Consider the following 18,486-nt stretch of genomic DNA (forward strand, 5'->3'; position numbering starts at 1 on the left):
CTGCTTCATTGCATGGTGTCATTCCATTAGTCTGAAGCTTTCGCCCTGGCAAGAGTCCGGTTGTATTCGGTCTGAACTTCTTTCAGGTTCTGTTCTACCATGCGATCACGTTCACTGAGTTCTGTCTCCTCTGCTGCCACCGTCATGGCACCATCCTCTGCAATCCATGCATCGAAACCCTCATTCTCCCTTAAGATCTTCCGCTGAAGAACCAGGAGCTCTTCCAATTCCAGCTGGTCCTCCTTTTCGAACGAAGAACGCCGGATCATATCCTGAACCTTCGGTGAAGTGATCGGGATCAGATCTTCATCTGCATTGCTCTGAGGATTCATGAGGCACCCGGTCATGCAGACAAAGCAGAGAATTGCTGCAGGAATCGGCTTCAGCTTTCCAGAATCATGGTTCAATGCATGTCTGATCCGATATTTTGCAGATCCCGCAGAGAAGCCTAAGGCTCTCAGGTCTTTCAGCCCATGAGATCGGCGTGCAAAGCGCAGCATCACTTCTGCATAGGAATCCGGCAGGATTGTTCCCTCTTCCAGAACCTGTTCATCTGCACGGATCTCGAAGTCGTTACTCATCAGGCAGAAGGCAAGCCAGCAAAGCGGATTGAACCAGTGAATGATCACCGCAATCCAGAACACGAATTTCATCAGAGGATCTTGATACCGGATATGCGCGGATTCATGGCAGATTACTGCTGCTTTCTCATCCTGTTTCAGACCAGCCGGCAGATAAATCACCGGATGGAAGACTCCGCAGATAAATGGTTCCTGAATGGTTCTGCTTTCGACGATTGCAGAACCAGATGCCGCCGGAAGCGATTTCCGGAATCTTTGATAAGACCAGTATGATCGTACAGACAGCACTGCGATTCCGCATAGCCAGATCAGAGTGAAGATAGAAACAGGCTGAACGGCAGAAGACTCAGTAATCTGTGCTGCCTTCAGAAAACCAGCAGAAGATATCTTTTCAGAAATAGCAGATGCCGTTTCAGAATGAATCCGTGAGAAGAGTGACCAGGGAATAGCAGCCGGGCACACCATTCTGAACAGTACCGGAAACCAGAGCAGGCAAGACCAGAAACGTTTTGCATGAACAAGAGCACACCTGAATAGCAGCACGATCAGAATGGATACCGACGCCTCGAGAGACATTCTCAGAATCGTGCGGAACAAGGTCTCCATCATGGTTATTTTCTCCTTTCCCGGTAAGACCGGATCAGTTCCTCCAGTTCATCTGCTTCCTGGTCTGACAGCACACGGTCTTTCATGAATGCTGTCAGGAATACCGGCAGAGAGCCGGAATAGTCCGCCTGAACAAAATCAGAAGCTTTCTGATGATAGTATTCGTCCCGGGAACAGCTCATCCTGAGACGATGATCTTCCGACAAGAGAAGTTTCTTTTCCTCCATCCGATGAATCAGCGTGAATACAGTGGATTTCTTCCATCCATATTTTGTATTGCTTGCTCTTACTGCATCCATGGAAGACATGCCTGGATCTGCCCAGACCAGCTCTGCGATTTTTTCTTCTGCTTCGCTCAATGTATTCATTCTTGATCCCTCCGAAGGTCTACGTATTGTAGTTCAATTACAATATAATGGATCCTTTCCATTGCTGCAAGAGCTGAATCAGGAAGTGGATACCCTTCATCGATGATAAGACATTCATCATTCCGGTTTATGCTTCCCCGAACTTTTCAGAACCGCCAAAAAAGCGATGCCGATTCCCGCAGGATATGCAGGATTCAGCATCGCTTTGCTTTGTATGGTGTTCAGGCAGCTGCAGGTGCCGAAGGTGCAGCACCATTGTCCTTGAAGTCATCTGCAATGGATTCGCCTTTCACGACCTTCTGGATTTCTTCCGAAGTCAGCGTCTCATACTCCATCAGATTCTCCGCAATCCGGATCAGCTCCGTCTTATGCGCAGTGATGATCTCCTTTGCCTTCTCATGGCAGGAATTCACGATCTTGCGCACTTCCTGGTCAATCTCAAAGGCAACCTGACCAGAGACATTATTCGGACTGTTGTAATCTCTGCCGAGGAAGACATTCTCACTGCCGGAGTTGTACTTGATCGGTCCGAGATCGCTCATGCCATACAGCGTGACCATATCCTTGGCAATATTCGTCGCCCGTTCAATATCATTCACTGCTCCGGTCGTGACATCATCGAAGAACATCTCTTCTGCCGTACGCCCGCCCATATAAGACGTGATCGTCGCAAGCAGATCATTCTTCGTATTCATCATCTTCTCTTCCTTCGGAGTCATCAGGTTATAACCGCCTGCCTGACCACGCGGAATGATCGTGACCTTCTGAACAACCTGAGCATTATCCAGGAACAAGCCGATGACAGCATGTCCTGCTTCGTGATACGCAACCAGCTTCTTCGTCGCTTCATCATAGGTACGGCTCTTCTTTGCCGGGCCCATCATGACACGATCGATTGCTTCATCAATCTGAGCCATATGAATCTCATTGAGATTATCCCGGACTGCCAGAATCGCAGCCTCATTCAGCACATTCTCCAGATCTGCACCGCTGAAGCCAGGCGTACGCTTCGCCAGCGCATCCAGATCCACATCCTGGGCAAAATGCTTGTTGCGTGCATGAACCCCGAGAATTGCCTTTCTACCCTTGCGATCCGGAAGTGCGACCGTGATCTGACGATCAAACCGGCCAGCTCTGAGCAATGCCGGATCAAGGACATCCGGACGGTTGGTAGCCGCAATGACGACGACACCGCTGTTATCTTCCATGCCATCCATTTCAACAAGCAGCTGATTCAGGGTCTGTTCCCGTTCATCATGGCCGCCTCCGAAACCAGCACCTCTCTGTCTGCCTACGGCATCAATTTCGTCGATGAAGATAATGCATGGTGCAGTCTGCTGCGCTTTCTTGAACATGTCACGCACACGGCTCGCACCGACACCGACAAACATCTCGACAAAGTCAGAACCGGAAATGCTGTAGAACGGTACATTTGCCTCGCCGGCAACTGCCTTGGCAAGCAGGGTCTTGCCGGTTCCCGGATGACCGCTCAGAAGCACGCCCTTCGGAATCCGGGCACCCATCTTCTTGAACTTGGCAGGATACTTGAGATAATCGATGATCTCCGCCATCTCCTGCTTCTCTTCATCGCAGCCTGCAACATCCGCAAACCGCACCTTCGACTTCGTCTCGAGCTTTGCTCTGGACTTGCCGAACTCAAATGCCTTGGCATTTGCGCTGTTCGAACCGCCCATGCGGTTCATCATCCATACGCCCATGATGATGACCAGGACCAGCGGAACTACAGAATACATGACTTCGAGGAATGCATCGCTGGCATCCGCATCCACAATGCTGATCTTGGAATCCTTCAGCTGATCCAGAAGCTCATCAATCTGTTCTGAAGTAGCCGGAGCCGTCGCACTGAAGCTGACCAGCCTGCCCTCATCATTTTCATAGGTTCCGCGGACATTCACCACATTGGAACCAATTGAGATCACCGATTCCTGGATGGTCTCATTTTTCAGCGTTTCCTGCAGCTGACTGTACGTATAGCTCTGACTAGACGAACCTGAGTTCAGTGAAAACAGACTCAGGATCGCAATCAGGACAATCACCACAGGAAGCGTGTTCAGAAATTTATTCTTCTGCATGCCTGCCTATTCTCCTCACTGATATAATTCATCCTTCAGTACGCCGATATACGGAAGACAGCGATACTTCTGATTGAAATCCATTCCGAAACCGACCACGAACAGATTATCCACGAAGAAGCCCACATAATCCGGTTCTTCCTGCTCCGTCCTGCGCGACGGCTTATTCAGCAGCGTCACAATCTTCACCGAAGACGCACCCTTATGCATCAGCATCTCCCGGACCGCGGCGACTGTCTTTCCGGTATCTACAATATCCTCAACCACCAGGATGTCACGTCCTTTGACCGAAGTATCCAGATCCTTCAGAATCTTGATATCCCCGGTGGAATTCGTTCCTTCATAACTCGTCACATCCATGAAATCATATTCAATATCCAGGTCGATATGCTTGATCAGCTCTGCCAGAAACGGCACCGACCCCCTCAGAAGTGCTACCAGAAGCGGCGCCTGCGGACGATCTCTGTAGTCTTCCGCAATCTGTTTCCCAAGTTCTTCCGAACGCTCGCGGATCTGTTCTTCTGAATAAAGAATTGTTTTGATATCAGGATTCATCTGGACGCCTCCCGTCAATAATAAAATATTTTATCACATTCACCTGCGGTTCCGCAGTATAGTGTTGCACATCGCAGCCAAGCCCGGGCACCAGGATCACGCTCCCCTCCCGGTTTACCAGCACCGGCCAGATCAGCCGTTCGCACTTCGGAATCTTCCGGTCAATGAAGAACCGATTCACTTTCTTTGTGCCGAATCTCATTCTGATCTCATCGCCTTCCTGAGCATTGCGGATCGTCACCGGAAAATCGCTCTCCTTCACGCTCACCGCATTCACCCCGGGCTCTCCGGGAAGAACCCGGAACCACTTTCCGGACAGGTTTCTCAGTTCTTCCAGACTCCTGGCAGTCTCTGCATACGGAGCCGGTTCCTCCATTGCAAAGAACCTGCCGTCCTTCTCTGCCAGCAGTCTGCTGCCTGCCTTCTGCAGGAAGTCATCGTGCTTCAGAACAACCTGATCCAGCTGCTTCAGATTGGCCAGGCTCAGCTTCTTCTCCGGATCAATCGCCATCCGGAGCAGAGTAACCCGATCCTCTTCTTCCATCTTCCGATAGGAAGACAGAGAAACCGAACGATCCTGAATCAGCGTCCCGACCCGGCATCGTCTCTCCTGCAGCACCGCATTCTTCGAGCGGATCTCCTGCAGAACCATATTCCGGGTGAACGCATCCATCGGTCCTACTTCCTTGCGGATCCGGTTGCGGGAATATTCTTCGGACTCATTCGTGGAATCGATGTAATACCGGATGCCATGTGCCTGACATAAATCCTTCAGTTCTTTCTTGGTATAGCCAAGCAGCGGCCTCTCCACCAGCATGCCCTGATACATCATCTCTGCCTTCAGACCATAGTATTCCGGCACGAGATTCCGCTCTTCCTGCATCAGATATGTCTCGATCAGATCATCCTGCTGATGCGCAATCAGCACGCCCTGATATCCATATTCCTTCACGATCCTGCAGAAGAACGAATACCGCCATTCTCTGGCAGCTGCCTCAAAGTTTCCTTCATAGACAAACGGCTCATCCCGCACATAGAACGGAATTCCATGATCCTTGCAGAAGGATCTCAGATACGCCTCTTCTTCATCTGCTTCAGGGCGATGATGATAATTCACATGCGCACAGCCCACTTCAATTCCCTGCTGCAGGCACAGGAAAAGCAGGGCCATGGAATCAGGCCCTGCCGATACTGCCGCCAGCCATCTGCCTTGTCTCAGCTTCACGAACAGAATTCTACTCCGAAACCAGCAGATCCGTAAATCACTCTACCGCGGCAGTCTGGAAAAACAGATGGATGAATCTCATCCGGATCTCCCGGAACAATTCGCTGTCCGTCGGAATATGCGCCTTCACTTCGATGACCCTGGCCGTATTGATGTATCTTGCATCATTCATGTACAGCACCGAAGGCTTATTCAGCCCTTCCGGCTTGCCGATCTGCATCAGGTGAATCTTTCCGCACGGATTGCGTACCTCATCATATGCCTCCGCATAATGCACCGGATTGCTCGTCATCGGAATGATGAATGCCTTTCTCCGGCAGATATTCATGCATAAGCCGAAGTGCTGATAGCCCATCTCATTGAGATATGCCTGGCCGAAATCCATGTAGCAGATATCACCCGGATCAATCCTCACCCCGATCTCTTCTCCCGACTGATACTGATTGCGCAGCACCCAGTTGGCTTCTGAGATCATGCTTGCCTCGCAGCAGGCAGGAAAATAAGTGCCATAGACTTCTGAGCGGCTCTGAATATAATTCTTCCAGGCCGGCGGGTTCGGGCGTCCTTCATCGAGAAGGTCCCTCACATCATGATAATTAAGCATTGTATTCTGAACTCCTTGTCTGATTCTTCTTACTCATCAGGAAGTTCATTCCCCTGCATGGTTCAGAATTTTTTTCTGATTCCGCCCGCAAGCCCCATCATCAGCAGCACAAACCCGATTCCAAACAGAACTTTCGGCAGAAAACCCGTTCCTCTTAGCAGGATCCTGAAGATCGCGGAAGCCGTCAGAAATCCGGATCCCGAGCAGGTCATCACCTTGCCCTTCACGGACAGTTCTTCCTTCATCACGCCGAAGATCAGATGCACTGCCGCAAACAGCAGAAGACTCAGCCAAGCCACATTCACGAGTTCAGAACCCGCATGAAGGCGGAACACCATCCATCTGGAAAGAAGAAAGCAGATTCCTGCCTGAATCAGGCACTGTGATACGATATCCTCGTTATGTATCTCACGCTCCATACGCCATCTCCATCTGCAGTAATCATAGGAGCAGAATCTGAACATTCCGTGAACACTAGACAAAAAGATGCTCAGTTTGATTCCGCTGAGCAATCTTTCTTCTCTTTCTCTTTTTCTTCTTCCATAAGAATCACCGTATCCACCGGATCCTCTCCCTCTGCCATCTTCGGCCATCCGAACAGCTTATTCCAAACTGACAGGATCGGATGCCACTTCGGATTGATCATGCCCGTATATTCGATGAAGATATCCGAAATCAGCAGCAGAATCAGAATCATGATCATGCCCGCCTTCGGATTGAAATACGTCAGGATCGCCGAGCTTGCAAACAGAGCCGTGACAATATAGAGCACTATGACCGTCCGCTTATGCCCGAGCTTCATCTTGAACATCAGCACATGATGCAGATGGCCGCGGTCCGCTTCCATGATCTTCTGTCCCTTCAGCTTTCTGCGGAGAATGGCAATCAGCGTATCGCTGATCGGAATGAACAGCACGAGAATCGGCAGACCAAGCGTGATCAGTGCCGTCGTCTTGAAGCCTAGCAGCGACAATGCCGCAATCGTGAAGCCCATGAACTGCGCTCCGCAATCCCCGACAAAGATCGAAGCGGGATGGAAATTATACGGCAGGAAACCAAGAATCGAACCGACCAGGCACAGTGAGATCACGCAGATATCACGCCGTCCCATGAAGAAGCCGAGCAATCCGATCGTTGCCGTCACAATCGAGCAGATTCCGGAAGACAGTCCATCCAGACCATCAATCAGATTGATCGCATTCGTGACCCCGATCAGCCACAGGAACGAAATTCCCTTCACGATAACCGGATTATCAATCTCCAAAGAAAAGATATGAATATTATCAAGTCCTAAATTTCCTGCTACCAGTGCCGTCACTGCTCCGGCAACCTGAAACAGCAGCTTGATCTTCGGCGGCAGGTCGTAGATATCATCCAGGAATCCCCCGAGAAAGACAATCGCTCCTCCGATCAGGATTCCGTTCAGCTTGTCATCTGCCTTCCAGAGAATCGAAAGAGACAGCAGAAAAGCCATATAGATCGCAACACCGCCCATCCGGACAATGCGTCCATGATGAACCGTTCGTTTATTTTCAACCGCATAGATTCCGAGCCTGAATCCCACCCGCTTGCATACAGGAACAAGCACCAGAGAGATCAGGAACGGAATCATGAAGTATGGAAGTGCACCTCTTACAAGATTCATAGATCCGCCTAATTGAATATCAGCCTGTTTATTATACCATGCACATCCAGAGAAAAAGAGCCCGGGAGAATATCGCCTCCCGAAGCCCCTCTCTTCTGTTTCAGAAATACAGGAACGCCATCACGAACTGCGCCGCAAGCGTGGCTAATGCAAGAACCAGAAGCCAGTAGAGAATCTGCGCTTCTCTGACATGCCCCTTCTTCAGAAACCGTTCAAAGTCCACTGCACTCATTCCGGTGAAGCTCAGAATGAAGCAGATCAGATAGATCAGAACCCGGACAATGAACTCAGCCATGCATTACTTCGTGCCGAAGATACGGTCGCCCGCATCTCCGAGACCCGGCACGATATAGCCATTCTCATTCAGCTTCTCATCCATCGCAGCCAGATAGATATCCACATCCGGATGAGCCTTCTGAACTGCCCTGACACCTTCCGGAACACCGACCAGGCATACAAGCTTGATATTATTCGCACCGCGCTTCTTCACTGCGTCAATTGCCGCAACCGCACTGCCGCCGGTTGCCAGCATCGGGTCAACGATCATGACCACAGACTTATCAAGATCCTTCGGGAACTTGGCAAAATACTCATGCGGTTCCAGAGTCTTCTCATCCCGGTACATGCCGATGAAGCCGACCTTCGCTGTCGGCACCAGTCTGCGGATGCCATCCAGCAATCCGATTCCTGCTCTCAGAATCGGAACAATCACAACTTCCTTGCTCAGTTCATAACCTACACACGGACCGATCGGAGTTTCCACATCTACCGGCTGTGTCGGCAGATCGCGGCATACCTCATACGCCATCAGTTCTGCGATTTCATCAAGATTCTCGCGGAAATCCTTGGTTCCGGTATCCTTGGAACGCATCTGAGTAAGCTTATGGGTAATCAGAGGATGATTCAGTACTTCCAGCATTGAGAAGCCCTCCTTCTTTTTTCCAATTTCACATGATAAAAGAAACCAGCAATCTCTGCAACCTCCAATTGCAGAGATCCATCGCTGCATCCGCATCCTTTCCCCGGATTCTGAAGGAAACCATATTCTGAACAGTACTTCAGACTGCCGATGATCCCTGTCAGAGAATGAGGAAAATGCTATATACTTGAGGCATGAACATTCTGATTGCTCCGGCAGTTTTCACACACGAATACAGCTCCATGGCATTGCTTTCCAGGCAGCTGATCCCGGCATTGAAGCAGGCCGGCCACCAGGTTTCTGTCTGTGCACCGATGCCGCTTTCAGAAGAAGCTTCTTTCTTTCCTTCCCCATACTGCCGAGAACCATTTCATCTGTTTACCCTGGACTATGGCCGCAGTGCAGAAGAATACCTCTATGCAGCAGGCATGCTCAGGAAAGGGTTCCTGCGCGAAGACCTGAAATATCTCGAGCAGGCTCTGCAGAAAACAGAACCTGACCTGGTGCTGAACCTCGGAAGACCTGCTATGCAGATTCTGGCAGAAAAAAACCAGATCCCGGTCTGGTCTGCCGTGCATTCCTCACTCTACCGCACCCGTCCGTTTCCGCGTGAATGCCTTGATGATCTGAATGTCATTCTGAAAGATCTGAAGCTGGATCAGATCCTGCATCTCTCTGACCTCTATGCCCACTCCCTCAAACGGATTGCGTTTGGTCCCGTGCAGATGCAGCCATTCAGCGATGACAGCAATCTGATCCGCTGCGGTGCAGTTCTTCCTGCCCAGGAATCCGTCCAGTTTTCAAAGAAGCTCTGCATCTATTTCACCGAAACCCATACCTCTGCGCATAAGCTCCATCGCATCATCCGCGAAGCATTCCTCGGCGCTCCGTATGAAGTCTATGTCTGGTATCCGGGATGCCGTCCTTCCAAAGAAGAGAACCTGCATATGCTTTCCGAACTGCGCCAGCAGAATCTTGCCGGCTCTTTCGTTCTGATTCACGACGGCACTTCTTTCCTGTTTAATACTGCGATGGCCCTCGGCATTCCGCAGGCCATCATCAGCGACGGCAGCTATGAACGCAGCTGGAACGCAGCTGCCGGACACCGGTACGGCTTTGCCCAGGTGCTGCAGGAAGATGAACTTGCCATCGGAACCCTCTATGAAACGTACCGCATTGTCTGCAGCGATGACCGCTACAGAGAAAAAGCCGCCGATGCCGCAGAACCCATGCATGCACTAAACGGCCTTAACCCATTGCTTCAGGCAGTCAATACCCTCTGAATCTGTTCCATCGTAACCGGTCCCTGTCTCAGGATGACCGGTTCTTCTTTCGTGCAGTCGATGATCGTCGAAGCTTCTCCAAAATGAGGCTCTCCTTCCATCATGCCATCGAGATCCGGACATGCATGTTCAATCTCATCCAGACTCGTGCATACCGGCTGGCCCGACTGATTGGCCGATGTCATGAACAGCGGACATCCGACTGCTTCAATCAGCTTCTTCACCGGCTCACTGGTCGCCATGCGTACCGCCAGCGTCTCCATATTTCCATTGACATAGGCAGGAACCTCTGCCTTTTTCTTCAGGATCAGCGTCACCGGTCCCGGCATGAATGCCCGGATCATCTTCTCGCCAAGCGGCGTCACCTCAGCAATCGTCTTAATCTGCGCTTCATCGCTGCACATGATCGGAAATGCCTTGGTCAATGGCCGATGCTTCACATCGCGCAGATGTTCCTGAGCCGCCTCGGAATCCATGCGTGCGCAGACACCGAACACCGTATCCGTAGGGACGGAAATCACGCCGTCATGATTCAGGATCTCTGCTAATTCTTCTGTTTCCTCTTCCCGGAATCTTCTCATTCTGCTTTTCCTCTAGCGGAACATAGACAGGACCATGCTGAAAATGACAATGACTACCATCACCAGCATGAAGTTCCGCATCGCTTTCTTCTTTCTGTTCATCGGGGTCCTCTCAGAGATGCGGTATTATTCTAGCATCTTCCGCCAGAACGTCTATCTCCCTCCGAAAAAGCGACGGGAATCACTCCCGCCGCTGAATACTTCATGCAATCTTCGTAAGCTTGCAGAATAATGCATACCTGCCGTTATACGCATCATAGCGGCATGTCGAGAGCGTGACGATCTGATCTTCAGAATATACCGTCACAGCCGATGTGAAGGTGGACTGATCGATCTTGTCCTGCACATAGGCATTGAATGCTTCATCACTTTCGAAGCTGATCTGAACATAGCCAGCCGCCCCATCCGTTAGAATGCCTGCAAACGGCTCCAGCTGGTAGATCGCATCCGGGGTCTGCAGATACAGCACTTTGTGGCCGTCATACCAGTCCTGTTCCCGGTACTTCTCGACATCCGCAAACATCGAGCCATTGCGCATATGGTGCGCGTACATCACCGTATTGCGATCCGTGAATCCAGGCGAATTCGTATAGTCGATGAAGATGCAGCCGGAATGATTCACCGTTCCATCAAACAGATGCTCCAGGTAATACTCATTATCCGTTCCCTGCACGATCGGATAGTCAATCTCCGAATCCGGCAGCGTCAGCCATCCGGCAACGTCCGGATTGATCTCGGCAAGCTTCGTGAAGTCTGCTCTGGTCACTCCATCCGGAAGCGGATCCTCAGCAGCTGCCGAAGCCTCCGGTACTGTCTCTACCGCAGCGGCAAGTTCTGCATAGGCATTCTGGCTGTCCCGGTATTCCTTGATGCCCGCAAACAGCTGATAGCCCGAATATCCGGCCACACACAATGCTGCAATCAGAATGATCTGAAAGAACCTTCTGCCAGCCTTCGTCAGCTTCTTTCCGGATTTCTTCTCTCCTTTTGCCATGGTGTTACTCCTCAAGTCCGAAATAGACCATTAACATCCGGTCTTTTCCATTCATGTCTTTCAGGATCTCGAAGCGAGCCTCCGGCAGATATTCCTTCAGCAATGCACTCATATGCTCGCGCTGATCCCAGCCCATCTCAAACGCCATGAACGAACGCGGCTTCAGCACTTTCTGACAGTCGCGGAAAATCTCCCGGTAGAAGAACAAGCCATCCTCGCCGCCAAACAAGGCCACATGCGGCTCAAAGTCCACCACCGACTTCTCCATCTTTTCATGGGCAGGAATATACGGCGGATTCGAAATCAGCACATCCAGCTTCACGCCCTGCTCAATCAATGGCTTCAGCATATCACCGGCCGTGAACTCGATCTCTGCTTCATTCAGTTCGGCATTCTTCTTTGCCGTCTTCAGTGCTTCTTCCGAGATATCGGTTGCCCGCATATGCACTCGCGGCTCTTCTTTCGAAACGGCAATCGCGATGGCCCCGCTGCCCGTTCCGACATCGGCACACTCCACGGTTCCTTCCGGAAAATACCGATCAATCCGCGACAGGATATGCGCACAGAGCTCTTCCGTCTCCGGGCGAGGAATGAGCACATCCTCATTGACAATCATCTTGTAGCCATAGAACCATGAATACCCGAGCACATGACTCATCGGCTCCTGCTTCAGAATCCGCTCCATGCCGGCATCAAATGCCTTCTCGAGATCTTCCGGCATTTCTTCTTCATAATGCAGATACAGGTTGTAGCGCTCTTTCTGGCTCAGCTCCACGAGAAATGCCATGACGGTTTCCGAAGGAACATCATTCTGCTCGCAGAGCTTCTCATAATGGCGGACTGCTTTTGAAAAAGTCGTCATGCGTTTTCTTCCTGCTCCAGTTTCTGCTTGTCATCTGCCGCCTGCAATGCCGCAATGATGTCATCCAGCTTTCCTTCCATGACCCGATCCAGCTGCGTGATCGTGAACCCGATGCGATGATCCGTCACCCGGTTCTGCGGATAGTTGTACGTTCTGATCTTCTCGGACCGATCGCCAGTCCCGATCTTCGCCCGGCGGATCTTTCCTTCTGCTTCTTCTTTTTCTTTTTTCAGCTCTTCATAGACCCTTGCCCGGATCAGCCGCATCGCTGTCTCGCGATTCTCGATCTGCGATCTGCCCTCCTGGCAGTTCACGGTGATTCCGGTCGGCACATGCACAATCCGCACTGCCGAATCCGTCTTGTTGATATGCTGACCGCCAGCTCCGGAAGCACGATGCGTCTCAATCGTCAGATCCTTCGGATCAATCTCGATATCTGCATCCTCTGCCTCCGGCTGCGCCAGTACCGTAGCAGTACTCGTCTGAATTCTGCCCTGGGATTCGGTCTTCGGCACTCTCTGAACCCGATGTGCACCAGACTCATACTTCAGGAACTTATACACATTGCTGCCCTTGATCTCAAAGATGATCTGGCTGAAGCCCCCGGCTTCACTCGGCGAAGCCTCCATGACTTCGACCTTCCATCCCTTGGATTCCGCATATTTCGTATACATGCGGTACAAGTCTCCGGCAAAGATATTGCCCTCATCGCCGCCTGCGCCGCCGCGGATCTCCATAATCACATCATGATCATCATCCGGATCCTCCGGAATCAGAAGATGCCGGATATGTTCGAGCAGGGCTTCCCGCTTGGGAACACATTCTTCCAGCTCTTCTGATGCCATCTCTTTCAGCTCTGCGTCGCTCTCCTTCTGCATCTCTCCGGCCTGCTCGATTCTCGCATCGAGATCCTGAAGTTCATGCCACGCTTCCACTCTGGACTCCAGTCTTGCCTGTTCCTTGGAGAGCTTTGTCATCTCTCTCGGATTCTGGAGTACTTCTTCTGAAACCAGAAGATCGCCGATCTCCTGGCTGCGTTTCTCAATCGCTGCTAATTTTGTATGAACTGCTTCGATATTCATCGTCCTTTTTCTCCTTTACGCAAAAAAACAATCCCAGAAGAGAAAAACGCTACCGATGAAATGCCTCTTGAATTCGCATCAGTTTCTCCAATCCCGGAAATCTGACTTCATTGCATAATTCCGGTTCAGCTTGCGCAGCGCCTTGGACTCGATCTGACGGATTCTCTCCCGCGTCACATCGCACTCCTTGCCAACCTCTTCCAGCGTCTTAGGTCTTCCATCATCCAGACCGAACCGCATTCTCAGAATCTTCTGTTCCCGATCACTCAGCGTCGACAAGATCTTATCCATCGCCTCCTTCAGGAACTGATTATTCGCATACTCCTGCGGATTGATCGAAGTCTTGTCCTCAATGAAATCTGAAAGCGTCGAATTCTCTTCCTCACCAGCCGGTGTTTCCAGAGACACCGGCTCCTGGGAGATCTTCATGACCTCTTCCACTTTCTTCGGCGTCATGTCTTCCAGCTTCGCCGCAATCTCTTCATAAGAAGGCTCCCGGCCAAGCTCCTGCACCAGCTGCTTCTCGACCCTTCTGACTTTCATGATCTGCTCGCCCATATGCACCGGCAGGCGGATATCTCTGGACTGATCCGCAATTGCCCGGATCATCGACTGCTGAATCCACCACGTCGCATACGTGCTGAAACGGAATCCCTTCGTATAGTCAAACTTATCCACTGCGCGCATCAGACCCATATTGCCTTCCTGGATCAGATCCTGGAACGAAAGACCGCGCTTCACATAACGCTTGGCAATCGATACCACAAGTCTGAGATTGCTCGAGATCAGCTTCTGTCTCGCTTCCTCATCGCCCTCTTTGGCACGCTTGGCAACCGTTACTTCTTCCTCTGGCGTTAACAGCGGAATCGAACCGATCTCCTGCAGATAAAGCTTCACGGAATCCGAAGTATGCGAACGCCGGGACGTCTCGATATAAGGATCCGGACTGTCCGGCTCCTCTTCCTTTTCTTCTTCGTCCTCATCGTCTTCTTCTTCCTCAGCCTCTTCTTCTGCCTCTTCGCTTTCTTCCTTCAGTTCTTCCGGAATCTGCCCGACCAGAATATCATGTTCGCTGCACCAGTCAAACAATTCATCCAGATCTTCTTCCGAAAGCTTCAGTTTCTGCGCTTTCTCCTGGATCTGTCCCTGGTCGATCTCTTCTCCTGCCTCACTCCTATGGAGCAGTTCCTTTTTCAGCTCCTCCAGAGAACCGATTTCAATCTTCTCTTTCACTGCCATGCAAACTCCTCCAGCTCATGTATTCAAAACAGAAGCACTTGTCTCTATTTTAACATAAGAACCAAGGAAGCTATTTTCCCCCGAGAACAGGGTACCCCCCCTATTGTTCCGAAGGAATCCGCTTCGCGAAAATCCTCAGATACCAGCCCGAGCACACATACGCAATCAACGCAAACCCGATCACAAACCAGAACAGCGTCGAACCCGAAAGACTGCCTCCGGCAGCCCCGATCAGGATCAGCGGCAGCACCCGCAGCACCACGCAAAGCAATGTAATCGGCAGCTCTGCCAGCGCCAGCCGCCATGCATTATCCAGATGCTTCGCAAACGGATTCTCGTATCTTGCAAACAGGACGACCAGCCACGAATACACGCTGATCACTGCCACATCAATCAGAAACAGAACCGAAAGTACCGAATTCCCGTATCCATCCTTTACAGCAGAATACGCAGCTGCCTGAATCGCTGCCGCAATCGCAAGCGCAATCTCCACCGGCAGACTCTTCACGAAATTCTTTGCGAAGAACGAAAAATACTCTGAGATCGTCCGATCATCTTTTCCTTCATGAAGATGGTACATCATGTGATACATGGTCGCCGTCGCATCCGCAATCGTCACAACCGGAATACACGTCAGCAGAAACAGTATATTCACGAGAATCAGATCCGTGATCTTCGCCAGCACGCCATTGACTTTCCGATTGGTTAGAAGATTACTGTCCTTTTCCATATTCCTCTCCTGCAAGCTGAGCCAGAACCTCAGGGATCACTTCCGGTTTCTTCGTCTCCGCAAAGAACCCGGCCACCGGATCCTCTATTCCGCTCTCCTCTGCAAATGCAGTATCCTTCAGCGAATACCCGCATGGCGCATTCTCTCCTTTTCCCGGATCCGTATCGCCATTAGCCAGAACAAGAGGACCAGGGTAAGTCTTCACGCGCTCATCCTGCACTTCATCCCTGAGATCCAGAAAATACCCGTATCCCGCCAGCACTTCAAACGCATCTTCCGGCGCAATCAGGATATCCAGCGTACCAGCCGAGCTCAGCGTGCTGAGGGCCAGCAGATCCTGCTCGCTTTCCACCTGATACCCGCTGGTCACCGATACCTTCCCATCTGTCTGCAGGGCTTCCTGCAGAGCCTGTTCCAGAACTGCCGTCTCTTCTTCCGTCAGCGCTGCATTGCATACCGCAGCCGAATACACATTCCTCGATGGATGGCGGACGGAATAGACCACATAGAACGCAAAGAGAATACAGCCGGCAATCACTGCTGTCTTCAGAAGATAGTAGTCTTTGAACTGCTGCAGCTTCTGCTGCAGATTCAGATTCTCATGATTCTCTGAAGAAGACATATCACCATTTTATGACAGACCGCGTATGGATTCAAACACCCGGAACCATCAAAAAAGTGCGCAGTCTATTTTGGACTACGCACGTCGAAGAGCCCTTCAAAGCTGATTGAAGTACAAGTTTCTGTGGAGCGCAGAACTAAGAGTCCTGTGGAGACTGGCGTCCCTGCAACAGCGAGCAGCTATTGCCTGCTGGAGCAAACGCTCATCCAAGAAGCAGGAAGCCCAGGTGCTTTAGACAATATGTAAAAGCCCTCCATTAACTTGTGTGTTCGAGGATCATCCCGCATACTTGTTATTGGCTTAATTAAAAAGATGGGGGAAGTTGCCTCATCCAAGAAAGGAAGGCCTTTACATGATAGCATACGTTGGAATTGATGCACACACTACAAACTACACTCTCTCAACTTATCTTGAAGGATCAGCAGCACCTGTGAACACCAACGCCTATTCTCCTTCTGTTTCCAACATCGTAAACTACTGCAAGGGGATCAGGAAAAAGATTGGAAATGATACAGAGATCATTGTCGGATATGAAGCGGGCTGCCTCGGGTTTAAACTGAAGCGTGATCTTGAGGAGAAGGGTCTTACCGTAAAGATCCTTGCCCCTGCTTCGATTACCGGAACAGAAATCAACAGACGGCGCAGGAAGAAAACAGACAAGCGGGATGCTGAAGCGATTGCCAGATCGCTGAAGAATCATGAATACAGCGAAGTCTATACCCCCGATGAAGAAGATGAATCAGTACGTGATTTCATCCGTATGCAGCAGGATCACAAGAAGCAGCTCAGAGTGATCAAACAGCAGATCTGTGCGTTTACCACCAGGCATGGATACAAATTTACGGATGGCAGGAATTACTGGACAAAGAAACATCTGAAATGGCTTAAGGAGCTTCCTCTGGAGGGGATCAATAAGGAAACACTGGATTCTTACCTGCTGTCATATGAAACAGTTTCTGATCGAATTGAGCAAATGAACAAACGCATTGAAGAAATTGCTGAAACGGATAAATACCGGGAAGCAGTTCACAAGCTGATCTGCTTTAAGTCAGTGAAAGTACTTACCGCTCTGGCTGTGATTGTGGAAATCGGAGATTTCACCAGATTCGTTAAAGCAAAGAACTTTGCGGCATTTCTGGGCCTGGTTGCAGGAGAACTCAGCAGCAGCGATGATCAGAATCAGACGGGAATAACAAAACAGGGAAACACCTTTTTGAGAAAACTACTTGTCGAATGTGCACAATCTTTCTCAAGGGCATCATCTGGCAAAAGTGAAGCACTGAAGAAGCGGCAGGAAGGCAACGCTCCTGAAGTCATTGCATATGCGGACAGAGCGAATGAACGCCTCCGGAAGAGATACATGCGTCTTGTGCTTCACAATCGAAAGAACCATAACAAAGCAACGGTAGCCATAGCACGTGAGCTGGCATGCTTTATATGGGGAATGATGACAGGCAATATTCATACTGTTCTTGCTTAAAATGATTCTATCGATTATCAGGCAGTCAAGACTTGCGTTGAGCACTTCAGATCAGGAAATCATTGAATGACCTAAAAACAAAGAGGAGGATAAGAATTAGATTGAAGGCATCAGGAAGGAGCAGCCCGGATTTGAACTGGATGGTTCAGCTATCTGCGGCGGGGCTATGATGGCACCTTTCCATGGTGATCCACGATTTTAGACAGCAGAGCTGGCGGCGAAACCATTGGCCTGTGGGGTGGGAGAGCAGTTGTCCCTGATACACGTATAACAGAATGGCTAAATACCGCGAACTGTTGAAAATCCGAGACTCTTTCCTCATGCCTTCAACAGCAAAGGAAAAATATTGAATCAATCTGAAACTAACACTTGACATTGGCTTTTACATAACAGCCCTGGGTAGCTCACATCGAAATAATGCTTTGTATAAGACAGATGGCACCAAGGTCATCAGCGATGGTGAACTGACTGCAATGACATTGATGATTGCAGAATCTGTTCCCAAAGAAAAAGAAATTATGACAACTATGGTGATGAACTTCCTGACTATATAATTTCTTGAAAAACTACAGGGCTGCAGGATTAACAAGAGCAGATTGTTTAGTAATGAGCTCCAGAATACTCTGCTTTTCTTTGCCTGAAAATGGTAAAGACAAGGTCCTTCTGATGGGAGATCAGAGCAACAGCACTTCTTGCTATTCTGTGCTGGCAAAATCTGCTTGGCGGTTCACCCTCGTTTTCGGGAATCAGCGTGGTGACTCCCTATTGTCGTTATAAACACTGTTAAAAAGTCTTGCCGTGGAGAGGCTTCAGCTTGCAGCATACTTCAAAGACAAGACCTATTTCTCCGCCTACGTCAATACCCAAGCAGGCGTTCCTTGAAGCCATGGCATTTTATTGACGGGTAGTTTGCGCATTCTGGATGCTGTTTCGCGATTTTATGGTGAATAGAATACCTCTCTGAGCCTCAAAAGAGATATGAATTTTGCCACTATACAATATCCTGCGTTTTCAGAA

General features: G+C 50.2%; 19 protein-coding genes. 2 read left to right on the forward strand and 17 right to left on the reverse strand.

The window, feature by feature from the left end; genetic code table 11:
- Positions 1-26: 26 nt before the first annotated feature.
- The 10 genes from C7E00_RS13295 to upp all read right to left on the reverse strand — a co-directional run bounded on the left by C7E00_RS13295 (position 27) and on the right by upp (position 8,596).
- Entirely contained in the window at positions 27-1,190 is a 1,164-nt protein-coding gene (locus tag C7E00_RS13295; protein WP_105304716.1) for a M56 family metallopeptidase, read from the reverse strand.
- Between the two features lie 2 nt (positions 1,191-1,192).
- Entirely contained in the window at positions 1,193-1,555 is a 363-nt protein-coding gene (locus C7E00_RS13300; RefSeq protein WP_105304717.1) for a BlaI/MecI/CopY family transcriptional regulator, read from the reverse strand.
- A 221-nt stretch (positions 1,556-1,776) separates the two neighbouring features.
- Positions 1,777-3,648 (reverse strand): ATP-dependent zinc metalloprotease FtsH, encoded by a 1,872-nt coding sequence (gene ftsH / locus C7E00_RS13305; protein ID WP_105304718.1) that lies wholly within the window; start codon positions 3,646-3,648, stop codon positions 1,777-1,779.
- Positions 3,649-3,663: 15 nt separating this feature from the next.
- Complete coding sequence (hpt, locus tag C7E00_RS13310; RefSeq protein ID WP_105304719.1) at positions 3,664-4,203, reverse strand: hypoxanthine phosphoribosyltransferase; 540 nt, start codon at positions 4,201-4,203, stop codon at positions 3,664-3,666.
- Complete coding sequence (tilS, locus tag C7E00_RS13315) at positions 4,193-5,428, reverse strand: tRNA lysidine(34) synthetase TilS (protein WP_135358233.1); 1,236 nt, start codon at positions 5,426-5,428, stop codon at positions 4,193-4,195. The genes hpt and tilS overlap by 11 nt, the downstream gene beginning before the upstream one ends.
- A 37-nt stretch (positions 5,429-5,465) precedes the next feature.
- Positions 5,466-6,032: a hypothetical protein gene (locus C7E00_RS13320; protein ID WP_105304721.1), complete on the reverse strand. Its 567-nt coding sequence runs from the start codon at positions 6,030-6,032 to the stop codon at positions 5,466-5,468.
- Between the two features lie 62 nt (positions 6,033-6,094).
- Positions 6,095-6,451 carry a hypothetical protein gene (locus tag C7E00_RS13325; RefSeq protein ID WP_105304722.1) on the reverse strand — a complete coding sequence of 119 codons (357 nt, stop codon included), beginning with the start codon at positions 6,449-6,451 and terminating at the stop codon, positions 6,095-6,097.
- Between the two features lie 71 nt (positions 6,452-6,522).
- On the reverse strand, positions 6,523-7,677 hold the full coding sequence (locus C7E00_RS13330) for an MraY family glycosyltransferase (RefSeq protein WP_105304723.1): 1,155 nt from the start codon (positions 7,675-7,677) through the stop codon (positions 6,523-6,525).
- A gap of 100 nt (positions 7,678-7,777) precedes the next feature.
- Entirely contained in the window at positions 7,778-7,972 is a 195-nt protein-coding gene (locus C7E00_RS13335) for a DUF1146 family protein (RefSeq protein ID WP_105304724.1), read from the reverse strand.
- Positions 7,973-7,975: 3 nt separating this feature from the next.
- Entirely contained in the window at positions 7,976-8,596 is a 621-nt protein-coding gene (upp, locus tag C7E00_RS13340; protein WP_105304725.1) for a uracil phosphoribosyltransferase, read from the reverse strand.
- A 194-nt stretch (positions 8,597-8,790) separates the two neighbouring features.
- Here upp and C7E00_RS13345 point away from each other — a divergent pair, with 194 nt between their 5' ends.
- The gene (locus tag C7E00_RS13345) at positions 8,791-9,879 is read left to right on the forward strand and encodes a hypothetical protein (protein ID WP_105304726.1); all 1,089 of its coding nucleotides are present in this window, start codon (positions 8,791-8,793) and stop codon (positions 9,877-9,879) included.
- Here the strand turns inward: C7E00_RS13345 and C7E00_RS13350 are convergent.
- From C7E00_RS13350 to C7E00_RS13380, 7 genes are all read right to left on the reverse strand, one after another.
- Positions 9,858-10,460: an L-threonylcarbamoyladenylate synthase gene (locus tag C7E00_RS13350; protein WP_105304727.1), complete on the reverse strand. Its 603-nt coding sequence runs from the start codon at positions 10,458-10,460 to the stop codon at positions 9,858-9,860. The genes C7E00_RS13345 and C7E00_RS13350 overlap by 22 nt on opposite strands.
- A gap of 202 nt (positions 10,461-10,662) precedes the next feature.
- A complete protein-coding gene (srtB, locus tag C7E00_RS13355) occupies positions 10,663-11,454 on the reverse strand; it encodes a class B sortase (RefSeq protein WP_105304728.1) in 792 nt (263 codons plus the stop codon).
- A 4-nt stretch (positions 11,455-11,458) separates the two neighbouring features.
- On the reverse strand, positions 11,459-12,316 hold the full coding sequence (gene prmC, locus C7E00_RS13360) for a peptide chain release factor N(5)-glutamine methyltransferase (protein WP_105304729.1): 858 nt from the start codon (positions 12,314-12,316) through the stop codon (positions 11,459-11,461).
- Positions 12,313-13,392, reverse strand: a complete 1,080-nt coding sequence (gene prfA, locus C7E00_RS13365; protein ID WP_420808622.1) for a peptide chain release factor 1 — start codon at positions 13,390-13,392, stop codon at positions 12,313-12,315. Before prfA ends, prmC begins: the two co-directional genes overlap by 4 nt.
- 84 nt (positions 13,393-13,476) lie before the next feature.
- Entirely contained in the window at positions 13,477-14,637 is a 1,161-nt protein-coding gene (rpoD, locus tag C7E00_RS13370; RefSeq protein ID WP_105304731.1) for an RNA polymerase sigma factor RpoD, read from the reverse strand.
- 100 nt (positions 14,638-14,737) lie between these two features.
- Positions 14,738-15,367 (reverse strand): DUF624 domain-containing protein, encoded by a 630-nt coding sequence (locus C7E00_RS13375; RefSeq protein WP_105304732.1) that lies wholly within the window; start codon positions 15,365-15,367, stop codon positions 14,738-14,740.
- On the reverse strand, positions 15,351-15,989 hold the full coding sequence (locus tag C7E00_RS13380; protein WP_105304733.1) for a hypothetical protein: 639 nt from the start codon (positions 15,987-15,989) through the stop codon (positions 15,351-15,353). The genes C7E00_RS13375 and C7E00_RS13380 overlap by 17 nt, the downstream gene beginning before the upstream one ends.
- A 352-nt stretch (positions 15,990-16,341) precedes the next feature.
- Here C7E00_RS13380 and C7E00_RS13385 point away from each other — a divergent pair, with 352 nt between their 5' ends.
- Positions 16,342-17,469, forward strand: coding sequence for an IS110 family RNA-guided transposase (locus tag C7E00_RS13385; protein ID WP_105304513.1), 1,128 nt, complete (start codon positions 16,342-16,344; stop codon positions 17,467-17,469).
- The last annotated feature ends 1,017 nt before the right edge of the window (positions 17,470-18,486 follow it).

This window comes from Anaerolactibacter massiliensis (assembly GCF_900290205.1).
In the GTDB taxonomy this organism is placed as follows: domain Bacteria; phylum Bacillota_I; class Bacilli_A; order Erysipelotrichales; family Erysipelotrichaceae; genus Bulleidia; species Bulleidia intestinalis.